The organism is Paenibacillus sp. QJM3NY_38 (assembly GCF_056173265.1).
Genome location: NZ_JBWBUJ010000003.1, coordinates 57758 through 76326, shown reverse-complemented (window position 1 = coordinate 76326; position 18569 = coordinate 57758). Strand labels below are relative to the sequence as shown.

General features: G+C 38.3%; 16 protein-coding genes and 2 pseudogenes. 7 read left to right on the top strand and 11 right to left on the bottom strand.

Features of this window, described 5'->3' with window-relative positions:
• Positions 1 to 1480: 1480 nt before the first annotated feature.
• The 8 genes and pseudogenes from AC0VZ8_RS35305 to hxlA form a co-directional block, all read right to left on the bottom strand.
• Positions 1481 to 2644 carry a replication initiator protein A gene (locus tag AC0VZ8_RS35305; RefSeq protein ID WP_047914429.1) on the bottom strand — a complete coding sequence of 388 codons (1164 nt, stop codon included), beginning with the start codon at positions 2642 to 2644 and terminating at the stop codon, positions 1481 to 1483.
• A gap of 365 nt (positions 2645 to 3009) precedes the next feature.
• The gene (locus AC0VZ8_RS35300; RefSeq protein WP_047914428.1) at positions 3010 to 3846 is read right to left on the bottom strand and encodes an ArdC family protein; all 837 of its coding nucleotides are present in this window, start codon (positions 3844 to 3846) and stop codon (positions 3010 to 3012) included.
• Between the two features lie 74 nt (positions 3847 to 3920).
• Positions 3921 to 4097, bottom strand: coding sequence for an aspartyl-phosphate phosphatase Spo0E family protein (locus AC0VZ8_RS35295; protein ID WP_081872843.1), 177 nt, complete (start codon positions 4095 to 4097; stop codon positions 3921 to 3923).
• A gap of 856 nt (positions 4098 to 4953) precedes the next feature.
• Positions 4954 to 5604 carry an organomercurial lyase MerB gene (gene merB, locus AC0VZ8_RS35290; RefSeq protein WP_047914400.1) on the bottom strand — a complete coding sequence of 217 codons (651 nt, stop codon included), beginning with the start codon at positions 5602 to 5604 and terminating at the stop codon, positions 4954 to 4956.
• A gap of 32 nt (positions 5605 to 5636) precedes the next feature.
• Complete coding sequence (locus tag AC0VZ8_RS35285; protein ID WP_475488001.1) at positions 5637 to 6053, bottom strand: MerR family DNA-binding protein; 417 nt, start codon at positions 6051 to 6053, stop codon at positions 5637 to 5639.
• A 277-nt stretch (positions 6054 to 6330) separates the two neighbouring features.
• Positions 6331 to 7318 (bottom strand): annotated as a pseudogene (locus tag AC0VZ8_RS35280) (Gfo/Idh/MocA family protein).
• A 358-nt stretch (positions 7319 to 7676) separates the two neighbouring features.
• On the bottom strand, positions 7677 to 8234 hold the full coding sequence (gene hxlB, locus AC0VZ8_RS35275; protein ID WP_031538337.1) for a 6-phospho-3-hexuloisomerase: 558 nt from the start codon (positions 8232 to 8234) through the stop codon (positions 7677 to 7679).
• Between the two features lie 8 nt (positions 8235 to 8242).
• Complete coding sequence (gene hxlA, locus AC0VZ8_RS35270) at positions 8243 to 8875, bottom strand: 3-hexulose-6-phosphate synthase (protein ID WP_031538336.1); 633 nt, start codon at positions 8873 to 8875, stop codon at positions 8243 to 8245.
• Positions 8876 to 9079: 204 nt separating this feature from the next.
• Here hxlA and AC0VZ8_RS35265 point away from each other — a divergent pair, with 204 nt between their 5' ends.
• Positions 9080 to 9445: a winged helix-turn-helix transcriptional regulator gene (locus AC0VZ8_RS35265; protein WP_066194376.1), complete on the top strand. Its 366-nt coding sequence runs from the start codon at positions 9080 to 9082 to the stop codon at positions 9443 to 9445.
• 192 nt (positions 9446 to 9637) lie between these two features.
• Here the strand turns inward: AC0VZ8_RS35265 and AC0VZ8_RS35260 are convergent, their stop codons facing one another.
• Positions 9638 to 10198 carry a recombinase family protein gene (locus tag AC0VZ8_RS35260; protein WP_062821412.1) on the bottom strand — a complete coding sequence of 187 codons (561 nt, stop codon included), beginning with the start codon at positions 10196 to 10198 and terminating at the stop codon, positions 9638 to 9640.
• Between the two features lie 316 nt (positions 10199 to 10514).
• Positions 10515 to 10898 carry a MerR family transcriptional regulator gene (locus AC0VZ8_RS35255; RefSeq protein ID WP_057526779.1) on the bottom strand — a complete coding sequence of 128 codons (384 nt, stop codon included), beginning with the start codon at positions 10896 to 10898 and terminating at the stop codon, positions 10515 to 10517.
• A 281-nt stretch (positions 10899 to 11179) separates the two neighbouring features.
• On the opposite strand from AC0VZ8_RS35255, the gene AC0VZ8_RS35250 reads away from it, so the two are divergent.
• The 5 genes and pseudogenes from AC0VZ8_RS35250 (at position 11180) to AC0VZ8_RS35230 (ending at position 14518) form a co-directional block, all read left to right on the top strand.
• Positions 11180 to 11845: a type 1 glutamine amidotransferase domain-containing protein gene (locus AC0VZ8_RS35250; protein ID WP_057526778.1), complete on the top strand. Its 666-nt coding sequence runs from the start codon at positions 11180 to 11182 to the stop codon at positions 11843 to 11845.
• 15 nt (positions 11846 to 11860) lie between these two features.
• Entirely contained in the window at positions 11861 to 12148 is a 288-nt protein-coding gene (locus AC0VZ8_RS35245) for a putative quinol monooxygenase (protein WP_057525875.1), read from the top strand.
• Between the two features lie 135 nt (positions 12149 to 12283).
• Positions 12284 to 12626: pseudogene (locus tag AC0VZ8_RS35240) on the top strand (type 1 glutamine amidotransferase domain-containing protein); the annotation flags it as partial.
• 205 nt (positions 12627 to 12831) lie between these two features.
• Entirely contained in the window at positions 12832 to 13122 is a 291-nt protein-coding gene (locus tag AC0VZ8_RS35235) for an ArsR/SmtB family transcription factor (protein WP_057525874.1), read from the top strand.
• Positions 13123 to 13195: 73 nt separating this feature from the next.
• Entirely contained in the window at positions 13196 to 14518 is a 1323-nt protein-coding gene (locus AC0VZ8_RS35230; RefSeq protein ID WP_062821411.1) for an MFS transporter, read from the top strand.
• Positions 14519 to 14904: 386 nt separating this feature from the next.
• Here AC0VZ8_RS35230 and AC0VZ8_RS35225 read toward each other — a convergent pair whose 3' ends face one another.
• Entirely contained in the window at positions 14905 to 17850 is a 2946-nt protein-coding gene (locus AC0VZ8_RS35225) for a Tn3 family transposase (RefSeq protein WP_062821409.1), read from the bottom strand.
• Positions 17851 to 18333: 483 nt separating this feature from the next.
• Between AC0VZ8_RS35225 and AC0VZ8_RS35220 the strand changes: the two genes are divergently transcribed.
• Complete coding sequence (locus AC0VZ8_RS35220; protein WP_155986760.1) at positions 18334 to 18498, top strand: hypothetical protein; 165 nt, start codon at positions 18334 to 18336, stop codon at positions 18496 to 18498.
• Positions 18499 to 18569: the final 71 nt, after the last annotated feature.

The window sequence follows — 18569 nt, the reverse complement described above, 5'->3', positions numbered from 1 at the left end:
ATCATGCCCTCCCTATACCTTTAATATTGTTGTTATTATAACATACATTTACGTATACGTAAACATAAACGTAAACATGAACTGATCAGCTTAACCCTCACGCTAAAATGTTGTTGTGCCGCAGGTGCGGCAACAGGTGTATTCTGTGGTCATTCCTCCACTTCCTATTATGAATATTTCATATAGTGAAAAATCATAAATAGTAAGTTATACGCAGCATTCGTACTTCTACCATACTCCTATTAAAACCTGTGGAAAAGTCGCCTCCACCCCAAAAGATATCCACACCCCGTTTAGAAAAGGTAGCCGAGCTACGCTCGCCTTAAGGATTAAAATCATCCTCCCCACGCCCACCCCTACATTTGCGGCTCTAAATTTTGTGTTGACAGTCACTTGAATTTGTGGCAGGCGGAGGAGAAGCAGGAGAGAGAGAGCCGCAGCCCCCCCAAAATGGGGGGAGCTGCGGCAATCGGGCTGATGTCAGGCGTATGGAGCCAGCCATCGGTCGTTTCGCTTGTCGGGGGGTGGGACGCGTCCAGGTCGTGCTTTACCGCGTATAGTCGAACTAACTCCCCCCGGCAGCCTGCGCCATAGGCGCACACGGACGGGACATTGGTCGATGGAGTCACATCGCCAATCTGGAAGGGGTGGACACGCGAAATTAGGGCAGTGCCTGCCGCCAAATGGCAGCAGGATGCCCGAATCCCCTTCGGCGGGTTTAATCATCTCCGTCCATGTTAGTCATCCGACGTCGCGTGACCTAAACCATTGAACGGCTTTGGCTTTTTTCACGGATGCACGGTTGGGAGAGACGCGGACGACATACCGCGTATAGTTATAGTCGTTTTGGGGTGGCATTCTGCTTAGTTCTCAAAAAAGGCAATAAGAAACTAAGCCCTCGCATGTCCATTTTTAAAAAAAGTGGATGCGAACGCCTGATATTTGATTATGAAATTAGCCCTATGCTATGTATAGGAACGCAAAAAAACTCTCAATTTCCGCACGCACACCTAAAAAAGGCATCAGGAAAGAGAGAGTCCTTACTTTACTTTAAATTAAGGGCTATAGTATAATAGGCCCATATTATAGTAAAGGCTCATACTCTTGAAACGCTACAAAATGGCTTAGTTTGGCGACGGAGACATTTTGCAGTGTTGGTGTGTGGGCTTTTTGCTATTTTTAAGGTTCTTTTTGTAAAACTTTGAACCTATCAATATCATACGTTATAGGTTTAAATTTTGGCAAATTGCGACAGTATTCACTTTCCGTAGTTAAACGGATGTTTTGAGCGCCTTTTCCGTAGTCAAACGGATGTTTTGAGGTGGTTTTCCGTAGTTAAACGGATGTTTCGGGGAATTGGAACGATTTAGTAAGTAATTTCATGATTTTTGCTTTTTTTTTGTTCTTTTTCCGTAGTCAAATGGATGTTTCTTATCGTTTTCCGTAGTCAAATGGATGTTTTAAGTATCAAAAAAGACCCCTATAAGGGGTCAGGGAAAAACTCTAATTGTTCCGGTATCAACTCTCTCGATTGAGATAATGTATTCAAGAAAACCGGGTTTTTTGTAACCGTCAAATAGCGATCGTGCAACCCTTGTTTCTTTCCTTTAAACTCGAAGCGTTCTATAAAGCCTACTGCTTGCAGTTCGATACATGCGCTCTTGATTCGCTCAACAATTTTATACACCTGCATGATCGGCTCGTTATCATCTAAAAAGTGAAAATGACCAGCCAGCGTTTGAAGTTCAAACGTAACTGTAGATTCTTCGGGATAAGATGACACTAACCAGTACAAACCCTGTGCCAGATATGATTTTAAGTCATTCATAAGGATGAGAGAGATATCAAACAAGTTGCCTACCCGGTTAGCTTCAACTAACCATTCAGGCAGCTTTATTTGGAACTTATATTGAAAGTGGTTGGTAGTTCCTACCTTTCGCCTGAATATAATTTGATCTATTAAGCGAGTAAAAGCGATCTCTTCATATTCTGAATCCTTTGAACGTTGATACTGTGTTAAGGTCACTTCTATTTTCATAAGCCGCATTAAGGCTTCCTGGATGCGCTTATAGTTTGCCGATCCATCCGTTAGCCCTAATTCATTCAATATATCAGCGTATTTTAGTTCAACATAGGGTTTCCCGTCTATGTTCTGCTTGAACCATAGAGACTGTATAGCGCCCATTACACGGGCTTCATAAGTAGTTAGTACCTCGCCCGTATTGTTCTTAATATGGACAGAACGCACACCGTGTACAGTCGTTGTGGGCTGATTCGGCACGTTCTTCGGATTAGCAGAAAACAAAGCGTGCTGCGCTATGTTCCTGTTAATGGGTACAACCTCACGCAAGTATTCCACTGATTTTACTTTTAACGCTCTTTCCAAAATTTCAACTGTTGCCTTTGCTCTGGCTGCATCGCTTTCATTATCATGCTGCTGAGTCTTCACAGTATCAATGTATTGGTTGGCAAACATGAATAATGACTTTGCTGGAACGATCTGAATAAGCCTTGTACTAAGCTCGTCCACTGTTTCCTGCTTAATGGTTGCTGCTTTTAAGGGATCACCGATTTTCCTTGTTCTCTTTAAAAATTCACTTGTTATATCATCAAGACACAATTCAATTTCATTAAATTCCTTCATAAAACCTCCCACCGTTCCTATGTGCCTGTAATTATTCTATATCAAGTAGAAGCAATCGCAAATGAATCCAATTCCCCGAACGGGTTCTTACGTATAGTCTACCATTTCTCAACTTGCCATTGGTATACATGGGAATCGCTTGTTTTTTCCTTTGAGTGTACATTGTACACACTCCTTTCAATGGCCACTTTTTTTAACGTAAAATCCGTACACAGAATTCCGGAAACGTTTAAGCCGGCCGCTGATATTTTGAGTACAAAAATTCACCTTCAGGCGAGATCCAGGTTTAAATTTTGTGTACAGAAAAACAATGAACTTCCCCCATCCAACCGGGAAGGGACCCGGTTGGATGGGGGCCGCTCTAGTTACTCAGAAGCTGCCTCGAACGTTACCCCTAAAATATGATCTGCGGCCTTCTGTGCCTGTCCTGCGGCCTGTACAACTAACTTCTTATCATCTTTAAGCTTGCGCAACCAACTGCCCACATAAGCCGCGCTGTTCTCTATGGTGCTGTTATCAATACCAGCTACACCGCAAAGCATTGCCGCCCCGATCTCCGCTACCAATTCCTCTTTGCTGTAACTCTCATCTCCAAAGGCTGCAAGCTCGGTAATTCCTGAACGATTTAAGCGGCTTTCATGGCCTGTACTGTGAACATGCTCGTGGAATAACGTGCTGTAGTATTCTTCTGGCTTGCTGTAATCGCAGATAGGCGGCACGCTCACAATATCGTCAGCTGGACGATAGAACGCACGCCCGGAAGCAAACCGGACGGGCGGAGCGTCTTTATACCCTTCACAAATCCGCTCTGCTGCTTCTATAGGATCATGGTCAAATGTTTCGTCGTTTCGCTTGCTCTGTAATCCTTCACATTGAGTATTGATTTCAAACACCGTGTAATAGCGGAGAAATGGGATTTTTTCAATTTCTCCCGTTTCGTCGTTTTCCTTCTCCAACCATGTCCAGAAAACAACGAATTGCCCCTTTTCGCCTTTTTTGACTTTGCCCCCGGCTTCGCTTACCTGTTTGAAAGTCGCATACTCTCCCGGCTCCAGAAGTAGCGTATTAACGCCCCGATACGGCTTCTGTGTCTTCCAATTGACAGCCGCACCCACTCGCCACGGGCGGCGCCAAGGCACAACCCCTTTTTCCAAAAGCTCTATCATACGATTTGTAACCATTTCATAGATTTTTTCGCTCATGTTAACCTCTCCCTTATGTGTTATAATGGAGGGGCGAAGGGGTCTCAAATCTTCGCCCCGGCTCGTTTGTTCTGCTAAACAAACGGGCCTTTTGATTGTCTTTGGATTGCTCGATCATATTCATTCAGCACTTTGTCCAACTTTTGCGATTTCTCCACAACTTCCATCGCTGTAAAACCCATCCGTTCTGCTAAATCAATGAGTTCTTTTCGCAACTTTTCAATCTGATTACGCAACATCTCAATGTTCATATCGCTATCACCTCCTTTCAAAATGACTTATTCGGACTTGACTTTTTTGGCCCTAACCCTTATTCGGAACCGTTTGCCTGTCTAGCCCTAGCGGCGATGAGCGGAATCCTTTAAGGTTTGTGAGCAGTTTCTTGCTTGCTGTCTTGCCTTACCGTATGAAGTTTTCAAAGAGCAAAATCATTCGTATACCGTAGCCGTCGCAGATTTAAGATCATATAGGTTCTCGCAGGGCAAGGCTGCCCGAAGGGACGACAAAAATTATTTTGAGTGTACTTCTCAAAAAAATTTTTTCGCCTTGCCCGGAGAGGTTCTATATGATCCCATGCGACTAGATGGCTACGGTATGTGAATGATCTCTTTGAAAAACGGAATATGGTAAGGCTGCACGCAGGTTACTGCGAACGGGCCTTGTCTTTACTTCTTCGATCTTGCCCACAAGGTTTTATCTTCGAAGGGTCTACCTGAATAGGTTTTGGAACGATGAAGGAATGGAGCGAAGCGGAATGGAGTCATGGTTCCCTTTGCTTCGTAGTACATGGGGTCCTACCAACAAAACGCGGAAAACATACGCTAAGCCAATTTCCGGATGAAAAAAAGCCGATTTCCTTACTTTAAGGAATATCGGCTTGATATTATAAAAGATGGTTATCCTGTACAACAAGATAATTTGGATACATCTTTATCAAACGTAAGGGCAGCCAGCTTTAGTTCTTCTGCCATTGTCAAATAGGGAGCAAGGGTTTCGCGAAGATCTTCTACTGTTAAACACCGCAAATTTCGCAGTCTCACGGTCTCATTCATTGGTTTGGGTTTCGTACTTCAAAAATTAAACAAGACGATTGGGTATTATTTAGGATTAGATGTCACAGCAAGACTCATTGGTAGGGCCAGATTCCTCGTAACGTTTTCCCAGAAGGCGACCTAATTCAAAGGCTTCCTTAACGGGGTACACCTTCCCATTTGGATGTTGGTTAAGCCAATTTTGGGCTGCACTTTCCGTGCTAAAAAAATGGACTTCGTTGCAGAATGACGACCGAACAGAGGACGTATCATCCGGTGTTACTATTGAGACAACAGCCGTCGTTGGTTCCAGGCTTAAAACACGATCCGGTTCCACTGTCAATCTTATAGGCTTTCCAGTACTGTAACAAGGCGATTCAATATGAACCATATGCCCTATAAGTTCCGGAAACATAAGGGTGTCAAGAGCACACCACGCATACAATTGTTTCTCATCAACTTCAAAGCGATGGGGCGTAGGGATTAAGGTGAGACCAAAACCGACAACACGACCCTGTTCATCGAGTTCCACACTGGATAAGGTCGAGAGAATGTCCTTAACCTCATCGAGGGGCTTCCCGGTTGTTGTTGCAATGTCCTCAACGGTAACTGGTTCACCTTTTGTTAGCATTTGTAACAACGGGCGAAAGAGCCACTTCATGGAGCCTCCTCCCTCTCCCTTGTTCTGGTCAAATAGGGTTACAAGTTCCTGAATTTCAGTTTTCATGACTTTTTCCTCCTTGGATTTTTTTGTCAGTTTTATTGTTTTTCGATGTTACTTACATGATTATATCTACATTCGATTGTAAAATTCTTAGGAAGATATACTTGATTGAATACGTCTTTCGGGGAATCCAGAAACGCTCCAACGTGTTGTCGTAACTTTTGTAGATCTTTAATATGCTCATCTATCATAGTCAGTTTCTCCTTTAACAAATGCTGAAGACGAGGTTCTACCTCCACAGGTTTTTTTTCGAAAATCACTACCAGATCCGTCATTTCCTCCAGCGATACGCCTAAAGATCGGAGTTGTTTGATAGGGGTACGACCGAGGTACTTGTAAAAAAGGGTCATAGCATGGATTTTTTTTACATTTACAACCCTTTTTACTCTGTAGGGTAGGGTGGGGTCAGAAAAGTGCGGTTGTTGGTAGGATCCTAATAGGGGTAGTGTCATTGTCGCTACTCCTATTAAGGAATACTTAAACTAAATCACAAATTAATAAGAAGAAACACATCTTAAAAAATGAGCATTGAACCTTTGCATAATAAGCAAAAGTCCTTTAAAATTTGTTAGCCGGGTAGAAAATGCTATAATGCTCTTATAAAAAAGAATGGATGCAAAATAGTTTAGGTAAGTTCTAAAACGATTTCTTTTATTCTTCGACAAACAGGCCAGATTCGTAATTTCTCAAGAGAATAATACAAGTCGCTGTAGGGGTTTTTGTGTTTTTTCACTTATGATTACTTTGATATACAAGACCTATTTCATCTCTCACTTTATCCAACACTTGTATCGTGGTGTATGAATTTTTATATGAGTTAGTATCAGACTCTGTTTTTCCTCGGTTGATTAATTCAATAAATTCTTTCACTTCGTAATACATAGCTGGATGAGATTGGTCGACTGTTAATTGTTCAACCGTGCCGTCAGTGTAGTGAATTTCTACTTTTTCAGCCGTATGAATCTTATCAATCATGATACTTCCTTTTTCGCCTTGAATTTCGCTTGGTAAATAAGAGTTCGTTATTTTGGAATACATCACAATCGCATCTTTATCATCATATTTTAAGATGACGCTACCTTCACCATCCACACCCGAATCAAGCATAATGCCAGTTGCCTTCACTTCTTTTGGTTCACCAAATAATGTAATAAGTGGATACAAACAATAGACACCAAGGTCCATTAATGAACCGTTCGCAAACTCTGGATTGAAGGCATTAAGGACAATTCCTTCTTTGTATTTATCATAACGAGATGAATACTGACAATAGCTTGCAAAGTATCTACGGATAGGACCAATTTTATGTAAATTATCTTGAATGACCTTGAAGTTTGGAAGTAAGGTTGATTTCATTGCTTCCATTAATAGGGCGTTATGATCTTTTGCGGCTTGAATCATCCTCGCTACTTCGGTTGCATTAACAGCCAGTGGCTTTTCACATAACACATGTTTGCCATTTTGCAAAAATAAAATAGCTTGTTCTGCGTGATATGAATTGGGAGTAGCCAATGTACACCGCGTCAATTTCTTGACTAACTGCCATTTCTTTTAGGTTTGTAAATATTTTTGTTACTCCATATTTACTTGCAAATTCTTCTGCTCTACTAATCGTGCGAGAATAAACAGCAGTTAGTTTAAAATCTTCTACATCATTTGCTGCTTCAAGTAATCTTTCTGTAATCCAATTAGTACCGATTACGCCGAATCGAACCATTTATTCAACCTCATTCCTTTGTTTTATAAAACGAAGAGTTTTGTTTACTACACTTATGAAGCGTTTTTCATCGCCAATAGGATTTTATTTTCCCATAAAAAAACTTATATAGACATGGGGCCTACCAGTGAAATATTGGTGATAACCCAAATAGGGCTCATACTGTGAGTGATGGCTAAATTCTTGGCTGTGCCCCACCCAATAATGATCTCTGATCCGGCCATAGAAGGGACTGAATCAGAGGCTATTTTTTCTTTCCTGTATGGACTGTGTTATTTGTAATATGCAGTAAAGACCGCAATTCATAAAAGAAATAAATGCGGTCTTTACGATGTTTCCATATTTTTTAAAGTGTACTCTATTCGAGATTGGCATGTTTGCCGTACATTTTAGTAGAGTCTAAGCCTTTTTTTTCCATAAAACGCAAGATCAATGCATCATAAAATAATAACATCGTTTGCTCAAAAAGTGACCCCATTGGTTGTATGGTCTTATATTCACTTTCAGATTGATCTTTCGGTGATCCAGGCAATTTAATGATAATATCAGCTAATTTTCCAATCGTGGAGTCAGGGGAAATCGTTACAGCTGCGACCGTCCCACCTAAACTTTTTGCTTTTTCAGCGATTGAAACCAAGGTTTTCGTTTCACCTGAACCTGAACCGATGATCAACAAATCACCTTTTTCTAAATTTGCTGTTACAGTTTCACCGACTACATAAGCATCGATCCCCATGTGCATCATTCTCATCACGAAAGATTTGCCCATAAATCCAGATCTGCCCGCACCTGCAACAAAGATTTTTTTGGATTCCAGAATCTTATTAACCAACTTCTCTGCTTCTTCGTCAGAGATTAAGTCGACTGTCCGACTTAATTCTTGAACGACTTCAGCTAAATATTGAGTAGTTTTCATAGTTATAATTAACCTTGTTTAATTAATTCTTGCATTTTAGCTGCAACTGCTTTTTTATCGTCTTTGCTTGTGATACCGCCACCTACGATGACAAGATCTGGTTGTACTTTAATCACATCTGGAAGTGTTTCTAATTTGATTCCGCCTGCAATAGCAGTTTTCGCATTTTTTACAACGCTCTTAATGGTTGCAAGGTCTTCGAAAGAATTTTTTCCTACAGCTTGAAGGTCATAACCTGTGTGAACGCAGATATAATCTACTCCTAGTTCATCCAGTTCTTTCGCACGACCTTCAATGTCTTTAACTGCGATCATATCAGCAAGGATTTGTTTACCTTGTTTTTTTGCTTCTTCTACAGCACCTTTAATGGACTCGTCTTCAGCTGTACCAAGAATGGTGATGATGTCAGCGCCTGCTGCAGATGCTTGGCTAACTTCATATCCAGCTGCATCCATGATTTTAAGGTCAGCTAATACAGTTAAGTTAGGGAAGGCAGCTTTCACTTCCTTTACTGCTTTAAGGCCTTCATTAATCACAACCGGCGTGCCGATTTCTACAACATCTATATGATTTTCTACTTCTTTCACCAATTCAATGGCTCCTGGAATATCTACAAGATCTAATGCTAATTGTAATTTCATTTATTACTCGCTCCTTATATAATAGTATAATTGTGCCGTATAGCTTTCTTTTGCACAGTGTTATTGTATCCAATTGATAGCTATTTACTAACGGTATGATACTCAGTATACTGGGTATGTTACTAAATTAAAAGTATGCACTTTTTTATCATATAGTAACAAAAAGTATACTATGGGACATAATAAGGGTTGGAGGTGAAATGAATGCCGAATCTTGGGGAAAAAGTGTTTAATTGTGAAAAAGAATTGACTCTTTCGATTATTGGTGGAAAATGGAAAATGTTGGTATTGTGGCATCTAGGAAAAGAAGGAACCAAACGTTTTGGTGAACTAAAGGCCCTCATGCCGGGTATCACTCAAAGAATGCTTGTTAATCAATTGCGCGAACTTGAAGACCATTTGATTGTTCATCGTGAAGTCTATCCTGTCGTTCCACCAAAAGTTGAATACTCACTCACTGAGTATGGAAGAAGTCTGATGCCTATTCTGGAAGCTATGTATGACTGGGGTAAAGATTATATTGAGAATGTATTGGAAAAAGAAACAGAAAACAAATCGTCTATTCAGTAGAAAAAAGAGTTTCTCCTAGGGGTTCGAAAAAGTGTAAAAAAGTTCATATACTAACAAACCACGGTTAGCTATCTTAATAAAGATGCTGTCCGTGTTTTTTTATATCTCTACGTATTTAAAAGGCCTAGTACCAGCATTCTTGTAACCAGGGGCAAAGTAGACATAACACAAGCACTTTTTGCCCCATTGTTACTAGTTGGTCTCATTATTGTTTTGTATCTTACGATACAGAGTCATTCTAGAGATACCAGCTTTCTCTGTAGCATCCATACGACTCATCCCTTGATCTATAAGATATAAGGCATAATTAACCTTTTCCTCATCGGTTTTTGGTCTTCCAGGATGTTTCCCTCGTTTTTTTGCAGCCTGAATCCCTTCCTTAGTCCGTTCAGAAGTTAAATCTCTTTCAAATTGAGCAATACCAGCGAAAATAGTAAACAGCATTTTTCCATGTGCTGTTGTTGTATCAAGCCAGGATTCCTTTAAACTTTTTAAATGGGCTCCCTTTTTCGAGATGAGCTCTGTAATTTCAATTAAGTCTTTTGTAGAACGAGATAAACGAGTCAGATCCGTTACCACAACTGTATCGTTCGTTCGTAAAAATTCCAACATATGATCCAGCTCCGGTCGGTTTCGTTTTGTACCAGTTATTTTTTCAAAGAAAATACGATCACATCCAAATTCTTCAAGCTGTTTCTTTTGGCGATCCAAATTTTGATCAAGTGTAGAAACACGCATATATCCAAACTTCATGTATATCATCCTCTTTCTTAAAATTGTACCAAAAACGATTCAAGGTAGATATTGTTACAAATAATATTGTTACATATTTTTGTTACGTCAGTTATGCGAGATTGCTAGCTGAAAAAATTGGTCAGGACTTACGTAACATAAACGTTCGTTTTTGTTACAAACAGAACAAAGAATAATTAGTTCTTCTTCAAGATACAAGTGTGTTTTCCGTCGATTCGACATCTAGAAGTCACAATATCTAGTTAGGATTTGTTGATTTTTCAACAAAAGTGCACTCTCTCTTAACATTCGACTTGTATTTTCTTCCACATTAAAGCTAAAATTTCATTCTTTGCATCCTTCTCTCAATAGCATCATAGTATTTTATTTTTCGTTCTAATCTTTTTAAATGTCTTTGCTTTTCTGCAATTTCTATTTCCACCTTCTTTTTGTGGTTTTGAATTAATTCCTTTCTTTCTTGAACAGTCTCTTTGCCTTCGTTAAATAAACGAACGTATCTTTTAATGTTAGCGATTGACATATCTGTCGAACGAATTGCTTTAATAAACTGGATCCATTCCAAATCTGTTTCATTATAAATTCTTACCCCATTTTTATCCCTTTCAATTGGAGGTAACAAACCTTCTTTTTCATAGTAACGTAGGTTGGATGGAGAAACATCCGTAAAAGAGGAAACATCATTAATAGAATAAAACTTCATTTTAACTCTCCTAAAATTTCCAGATTATCTACACTTGCGTTAAAGCACACTTTAACGTATAGAATAAAATTGTTCAAGCTTATTGGCAATAAAAAATTTTAAGGAGTGGAGGATAATATGAGTTTCAATAAATAATACTAAAACGGAATAGAGTGAGCAAAAGGTAAAAGGAATAAGAGTTTTGAGCGAGGAAGAATGCGTAGCTTAAAAGAATAAATTAACCTATTTAATAAAATAATTATATTTGGAACATGATATTAAATATAATGGAGGAATATAAAATGGCTAAAGTATTAGCAGTATTATCAAGTGGATTCAAAGATGTAGAAAACAATTATGAAACTGGTTGGTGGGGTGAAGAATTATTTGCACCCATGGAGCTATTGGAGAAGGCGGGTCATCAAGTGGATTTGGCTTCACCAATAGGCGGTAAACCTGAAATTGACAAAAATAGTATTAGTAAAGAGTTTGACCCTGAAGGTAAATATAAAGAATTGTATGAATCTGGAAGAGCTGACAAAACGCAAAAGATTTCGGAAGTCAATCCAAACGAATACGATGCAGTTTTGGTTGTTGGCGGTCATGGTGCCATGTATGACCTAGCCAAGAATGAAGAGTTGCATAATATTATTAATACCATTTATGATAACGGGAACATTGTTGCTGCCGTGTGTCATGGACCTGCTCCTTTAATTTGGACAAAACGTCCTGATGGTAAAAGTATCATTGCTGGTTTGAAAGTAACAGGCTATCCAGAAGCTGTAGAACCTGCAGGACTTCCTGACATTTTACCATATAGTCTAGAAGGTGAAATGAGAAAGATAGCAGAGTATACCTCAGAGGAAAAAGTGGTATGGGGTAATGATCAATTAGTAACTGGACGTGATCCATTTTCTTCTGAAGCTTTGGGTAAGGAATTGGTAAAAGCCCTTGAAAAAAGAAATTAATAAGGAAAATAAAGCATGGAACCAATAATTATCACCGCCATTTTAAAGTCGAAAGAAAGCTTTGAAGAACAGTTATTATCGGAACTGAAAAAGGTCCAAATGGCTTCCAGAGAAGAAGTAGGTTGTATAAAGTATGACGTTCATCAATCTATTGAAGATCATACTTTTGTTCTATATGAAGTATGGAAAGACAATGAAGCGATAGATAGCCATATTCAGTCCAAGCATTACCAAGAATACCGAGAAAACATCACTGAAATGGTTTCAACTAGAGTGGTATATAAGCTTAAAACAATCCAATAATAGTTATTCCATTAAAGGGCGCTTTTCTGGAGTAGCGAAAAAATCCCAATTTCTCAACTTTAATACTGAGAAATTGGGATTTTTAATATTGTAATTTCCTTAACGTTGTAAATCCGCATTTTCCTGACGCTACCCCAACTACAGGAAATTAGCCAAAGAATTTATGCAAACGGTGGTATTGTTTCTTCGGTTTGTCATGGTGCAGCTGGTCTGCTTAATATTAAACTCGACAATGGTGAATACCTTATTAAAGACAAACAAGTAACAGGATTTTCGAATGAAGAAGAGCAGCTTGCCCAGTTGGATCAATATGTTCCATTCTTAACAGAAGATGAATTGATTAAAAGAGGAGCCCACTACAAGAAAGCAGATAAAGCATATGATCCGTATGCAATTGAGGATGGCCGTCACAGGGCAGAACCCAGCATCGGGGGGCCCAGTTGCCGATCTTGTGTTAGCACAATTGCAGAACGCTTAAATCGGGGTAATTAAAATAACTTTGGGCATAATTTATTATAGAGATTCAAGAATAGGGCACAATCCTTAATAAGAGTTGTGTCCAATTTACATTTAAAGGGCCAGATTGTGGGTTAAAAGAAGGCAAGGATATTTGAATGACTTTACTTTTTCATTTTAATTTTTTGAAGCTTGACATAATGAAAATTCAGCATTAATATAGTTCTATGACTATCAAACAATTTAACCCAGATGAACAACTTGTAAAAATTTTTAAAGCCTTAGCGGAAGTAAAGCGAATTGAAATCCTTCGTTATCTTTATCATGATAAAAATAAACATACATGCGGAGATGTCGAAGAATCTCTCGGAATGAATAAGTCCAATCGTTCGTACCATCTTAAGATTTTGCAGGAGGCTGACTTAATTGATTTAAAACGACATGGTCAATATAAATTCATTACGATAAAGGAGGAAACTTTCCACGAATTTCTACCTGGTTTTTTGGGAACATTATAAGTACCAAAAAACCTTAATTTTTGATTAGGTGTTTGATTGTTTTAAAACTATAACATTTTAAGAGGTGTGGATTTTGAATAAAGAGAAAAGTAATCATATAGGGTTAGTTTTAACGTTATGTTTTTTAGTAATATTGGGTGTCATGAATGCTGTCTTATTTAATGTAGCCTTAGCAAACATTTCGTTGGATTTATCCATTAGTCCGTCTCAGGTCAGCTGGATTGTAGTTGGGTATTCGATGGTGGTTGCAATTGGCTCCATGACATATGGAAAATTGGCTGATTTTGTTAGTATTAAAAAACTTTTTATTATAGCCATTATATTATTTAGTTTAGGTTCAATAATAGGTTTTAGTAATCAAACTTACACAATTGTTATTCTTGCAAGGCTCTTACAAGCAAGTGGTGGGGGTGCTTTTATTGCACTTGCCATGGTTTCAGTAGCAAAAATGGTAGAATCAACTAAACGTCCGACTGCTTTAGCTATGATTAGTGCGGCTATCGCGTTGGCTGTTGGGATTGGTCCATTGGTTGGTGGAGCGATTACCTATTCATTGGGCTGGCCTTTTTTGTTCTTGATTATGGTGGTTAGTATCATCGGGATCGGATTGCTTCTGAAATTTATGCCGAAGGAAGAGATTAATCCTTCTCCACTTCATTTTGATTTTATTGGAGCTGGATTGTTATTTGCATTAATTGCTTCTACTTTATTAGGAGTAAATATAAATAAGATGCTGTTTATTCTTTCAATCGTGCTCTTGATCTTGTTTAAGGTTTGGATGACAAAAGCAAAACATCCATTCGTTGATATTGAGTTATTTAAAAATATAACATTTTTACGCGTTATTGCGATTGGTTTTATTATTAATGTTGCATTAATGGCAAATTTATTTCTTCTTCCTTTGTTATTAGCAAAAAGAAATGGATTATCGCCATTTTTAATCGGTATCGTAGTGTTTATTGCGTCTTTATTTGGCATTTTATCAATTTTTGTAACAAGAAAAATCATTTTGACAATTGGGAATATTAAAATGGTTTATATAGCATCTATCGTAATGATTATTGGCTTTCTCATGCTTGCTTTAATTCCAAATGCGAATGTAATCATTCTTTCAATCGCAGTAATTTTAACGATGATGAGCTATTTTTCAATCCAAGTATCATTAAATACACTTGTTCCACAAACTTTAAATCCAGCTAAAATTGGAGTAGGTCTCGGGTTATATAATTTATTGAATTTTGTAGGTATGGCATTTGGTCCAGCAGCTTCAAGTAAAATGATGGAACTAACAAACAGTTATAGCTTAAATTTCATTTTAATTGCTCTCTTGATTTCTGGACATTTTTTATTATTGTATAAGCTCTCTTCAGTTCAACAAAATGCAGCATACAATTAAAAATGTAATAAAGCGACTATGAGGATAAAAAAATCAGCTTTGATGTCGAAATTAACTTAGCGTACAAAATTCCCCGAAAAATGTTGGTGGAACTTCTTCAGTATTGATTGAAAATTAAATACCAGGTGCTTTCCTTAAGGAATACGTCTTTTTTACTTTGGTGTCCAGTTGTTCCCAATAGGGCGCAATTGGTGAAGATGGAGTTAAATAAATTAAGCCATAATATACAAGAATTCATTCATGAACTAGTATATTATGGCTTGTTCTTTATGCAAAAAATATTTGGAATTAACTTGCTATTCCTTATTGCGGGTGGTGACATTCGCTGGTACTACCCGAAGACGGGAAGTTTCTCTTTACAAAAAAGAAAAGATATATCGTAATTCTTAGGAAGATCTTTGAATGGGCAGACGTTCTTGCATGTTTAACTTAAATGTCCCATACGGGTTTACATGGGCATAGATTAATGGTGTTAAGGCTCTGAAATCCTCAGGAGCTAACTTTTGAAGAAGAGATTTGTTTTGTTCCAAAAGTACCTCTTGAATCATCAGTGTATTGATTAACACCAAACAGTTTTGAAGAAGATGGAGAGCAAGTACAGCGACTTCTTGATCTTCCACTCGGTTTGTTTGAATTTCTCCTCCTTTTCCGTAAAAAATAAAGCTATTGGCTGAGTTCCAGTTTTCAACAACATTTAACCCTTCATGGATTTCTCTTTGGACTTCTTCTGATGATAAATACTCACAAAGGAAGATCGTTTTTAACACTTTTCCTAATTCACTGAGTGCTCGATACGTTGGATGCCCACTATTACGAGTGAAACGTTTGAGAACCGCCTCTGTTTCAGCTGTACCTAATCGTAAAGCAGTTGCATATTTTATCATTTGATCATACTGTTGTTCAATTAAACTCCAATTAATCGCTCTTGTTAAAACAGGCTGTAAGTTTGGATAAGAGTCTTGCATGCCTACATCCGGACGATACAGTTTTTGTGCATGAATGGCTTTAAATCTCGGCATTAGTTGAAAGCCAAGCAAATGACAAAAAGCGAAGGCAACTTCACTTTGACCGTGTGTATCCACGTAGTTTTTTTCTACTTCCATATTTGTGCAATGACGAAGTAACCCTTCGATCATAGAAGCTACTTCTGAAGAAGAACAGGATTTTAGTTGCGAATAAATACATGTAGAGTTCTTTTCCACGTGCCAATAAATCATTACCCCACGTCCTCTATATCGAATATGCCATTCAGTCAATAAGTTCTGATCCCAAGCCCCAAATTTTTTGCTATCAGACGCACATGCGGTTGTTCCTTCCCCCCATACTTCTGTTACACGAGCATCTAGAATGGAGTTGGTTACCTTTGAAATGGCTTGCCGTAGGTTCTCTTTATGGATGAATTTTCGCCGTACATAGAGTAAGTCCTTGTAACTTTCTCCATGATCGCCAGCCGCAATTCGCTTTAATCCTGTGTTTGTTCCCAATCCATATAAGCAAAGAATTAGTCTTCGTTGCAATGTTTCCTTATCAAGGATCTCACGATTTCCTAGCGTTTGGAACACATCTGTCAGATGTACACGTAAATCTGCCTCTTTTAAAATATCCAAAAGATTGGTCATTGGCCAACGCTTCATGACCTCTGCTTTTACGAGATTGAGGTTAACCGGCTCAGCCTGTGCCTGTAAAGGTGACACAAAAATCCAGCCATTTCCCTTATTCAAAATACGTACCTGGGAGTTATTTTTTACACTTTTATCTAATTTCTCGAGAGCCGTATTCATACTCTGTTTCAGTTCTTGAATAAGTGTTTGTACTTCAAGAGGTTTACGAAGCGCTTCATAATGTTTTTCTCTGTTTTGTTCAAAATCTTTTGGTAGATCTTCCTCTGGGTTTCTATACCGATCAGCTCCTACTACCCATACTTCTTTACAACGTAATCGATCTCGAAGAGCTTGGAGTACACAGATTTCATAATTCATTCGGTTTACACGGTTTGTTTCTTTATCAATGACCGTATCAATCCAACCTGGCTTAACGATTCCTTCAATTGGGATATAATCTGTTTCATTATATGTATACTGATTGGTAAGCTTATATTGTGTAAGTAAATCAATGGCATCTATCACAGGTCGATGCACATCATTATTGGATCGAAATTCTAGAATATCTAGTAAAGCTGGAACCATTCTTCTGTAATGAGTACCGTAGGAGGATCTCATGACGGTATGTACTTTTTGTTTATAGGAGGGACCTGTATGTTTCATTTCCTTCACAATATCTTTTAATGTATCTTCGCCTACGACAGGAAATAAAACATCTCGCACAATCCCGTCTGGTTGTTCCACTGCCTTTTCAGCCATACGGAACAATACGTTTGTCTTCCCACTTACTTTACGAAAATCGCGTAAAAACTCTTTTTCTACTTTTCGTTCTGCCCGAGCACCGATTCGATGAACAATTTGGATGATGAGCTCAACTAAGTTATCCGTAATTTCTCTACCTCTACACCAAAAGAAAGCTGCCAATAAAGTATAACGGATCGGATCAGGATGCCTTCGTAATTCTCTAATGTCTTCAGAGACAGCTCGCTGTCTGTATTTTCGGATCATCTTGGGTGAAACACCATAGAATAAATCAGGTGGAAGCTGTATATCTCGTACTGTTCGTAGTTTTTCTATCTCTTGAAATAAACTGTCTAACCCGATCCTTCCAGGATCAGATACAAGCTCTCGGAAACTGAGAATAGTTTGATCTTCTTCTATCTGTTCTGTATGGGACCAAGTACGTATAAACGTGTCTAACTTAGATTGGGAGTGATCAGAAAGTTGAGAGGAAATGGATTGAGAAATCTGTTCCTCATACTGATAAATGGCTGACTTGATGTTTCGCTCTAAATGGTCATGAGCTGGGGGAACAATTTGTTGTTTTCTTAGGTGATGTAGTACATGTTCTCTTACTCTGTCTATTTGTAGTTCCTGCGGTAGGATGTTAGCTTGAAGCCAGGATTTTACTTGTTCCATATCATTAAGGGTGCAGTCCCTAAATCCCATGTGATTACGAATTTGAGCACGATGATATTTAATAGACCTTCCGTCCCAATCATACTCTTGAAATAAATCTCTAGATATATCTACTTGCTTGGCAATGTATTGAATCACATCTTTGCTTATTTCCTGTTTCCCTTTTGGAAAACGCCCTTGATATTGAAAGAACTTTAGGAGAACGGCAAATCCAAGTCGTGTTCCTCCATGTCTATTTCCAAGTAAGCGTATTTCTTCTGGGATAACGGTAAAATGTTCAATGAGTTCTTCTAAATCCCAATTTTGCTTCACTGTGTTGTTCCTCCTTATCATATGTATCAACAAAATCTTATAGGAATTTAGAATATAAAAAAAGCCCCTAGAGTCAGGACTGTATCAATAAAAATAGATTTACTTTGCCCCTGGTTACACGAACGCTGGTACTGGGCCTAAAAGGTTGAAAAAACACAACATTTAATAAAAGAATCAGTTACTAAAAAGCCAAGGGCAGCGAATCTTGTATAATCGCTGTCCTTGGCTTTTCACTCTTGGCATTGGATTCAAGTTTATAGTATTATTTTTAACACTATGTTATACCAATGTATCTATATGTTAATAAAGTGCGTACTTTCAAAAGTATAACATACGTAATATACTGATTTTGCTCAAGTAATAGCGAGCTTAAAGAATACTACCAAACCTTAAGGGAATACTGCTACAAGCATGGTGAGATGAAGTGAAACTTCATTTAATAATTTATACATGTTGTTGCTTTTTACGAAAGGAGAGATCCGCATGGAAAGGTTCAAAACTAAGCAGCGAAAAGTTTGTGAAAGATGTCTAATCATCACCATAAATAATGAAACCTGTCCAAAATGTGGACATTCTCAATTAAGAGATATCATTATTACCGGACAAGCTGGGAGAAATAAACGAAACTTACATCCAAAAGTAGGATAACGCAATAGCGAAAATCCTTGTTGTTTTGTAGGGGAAACGAAGAAAATCAGACATTTTTCTATTTGAAAATG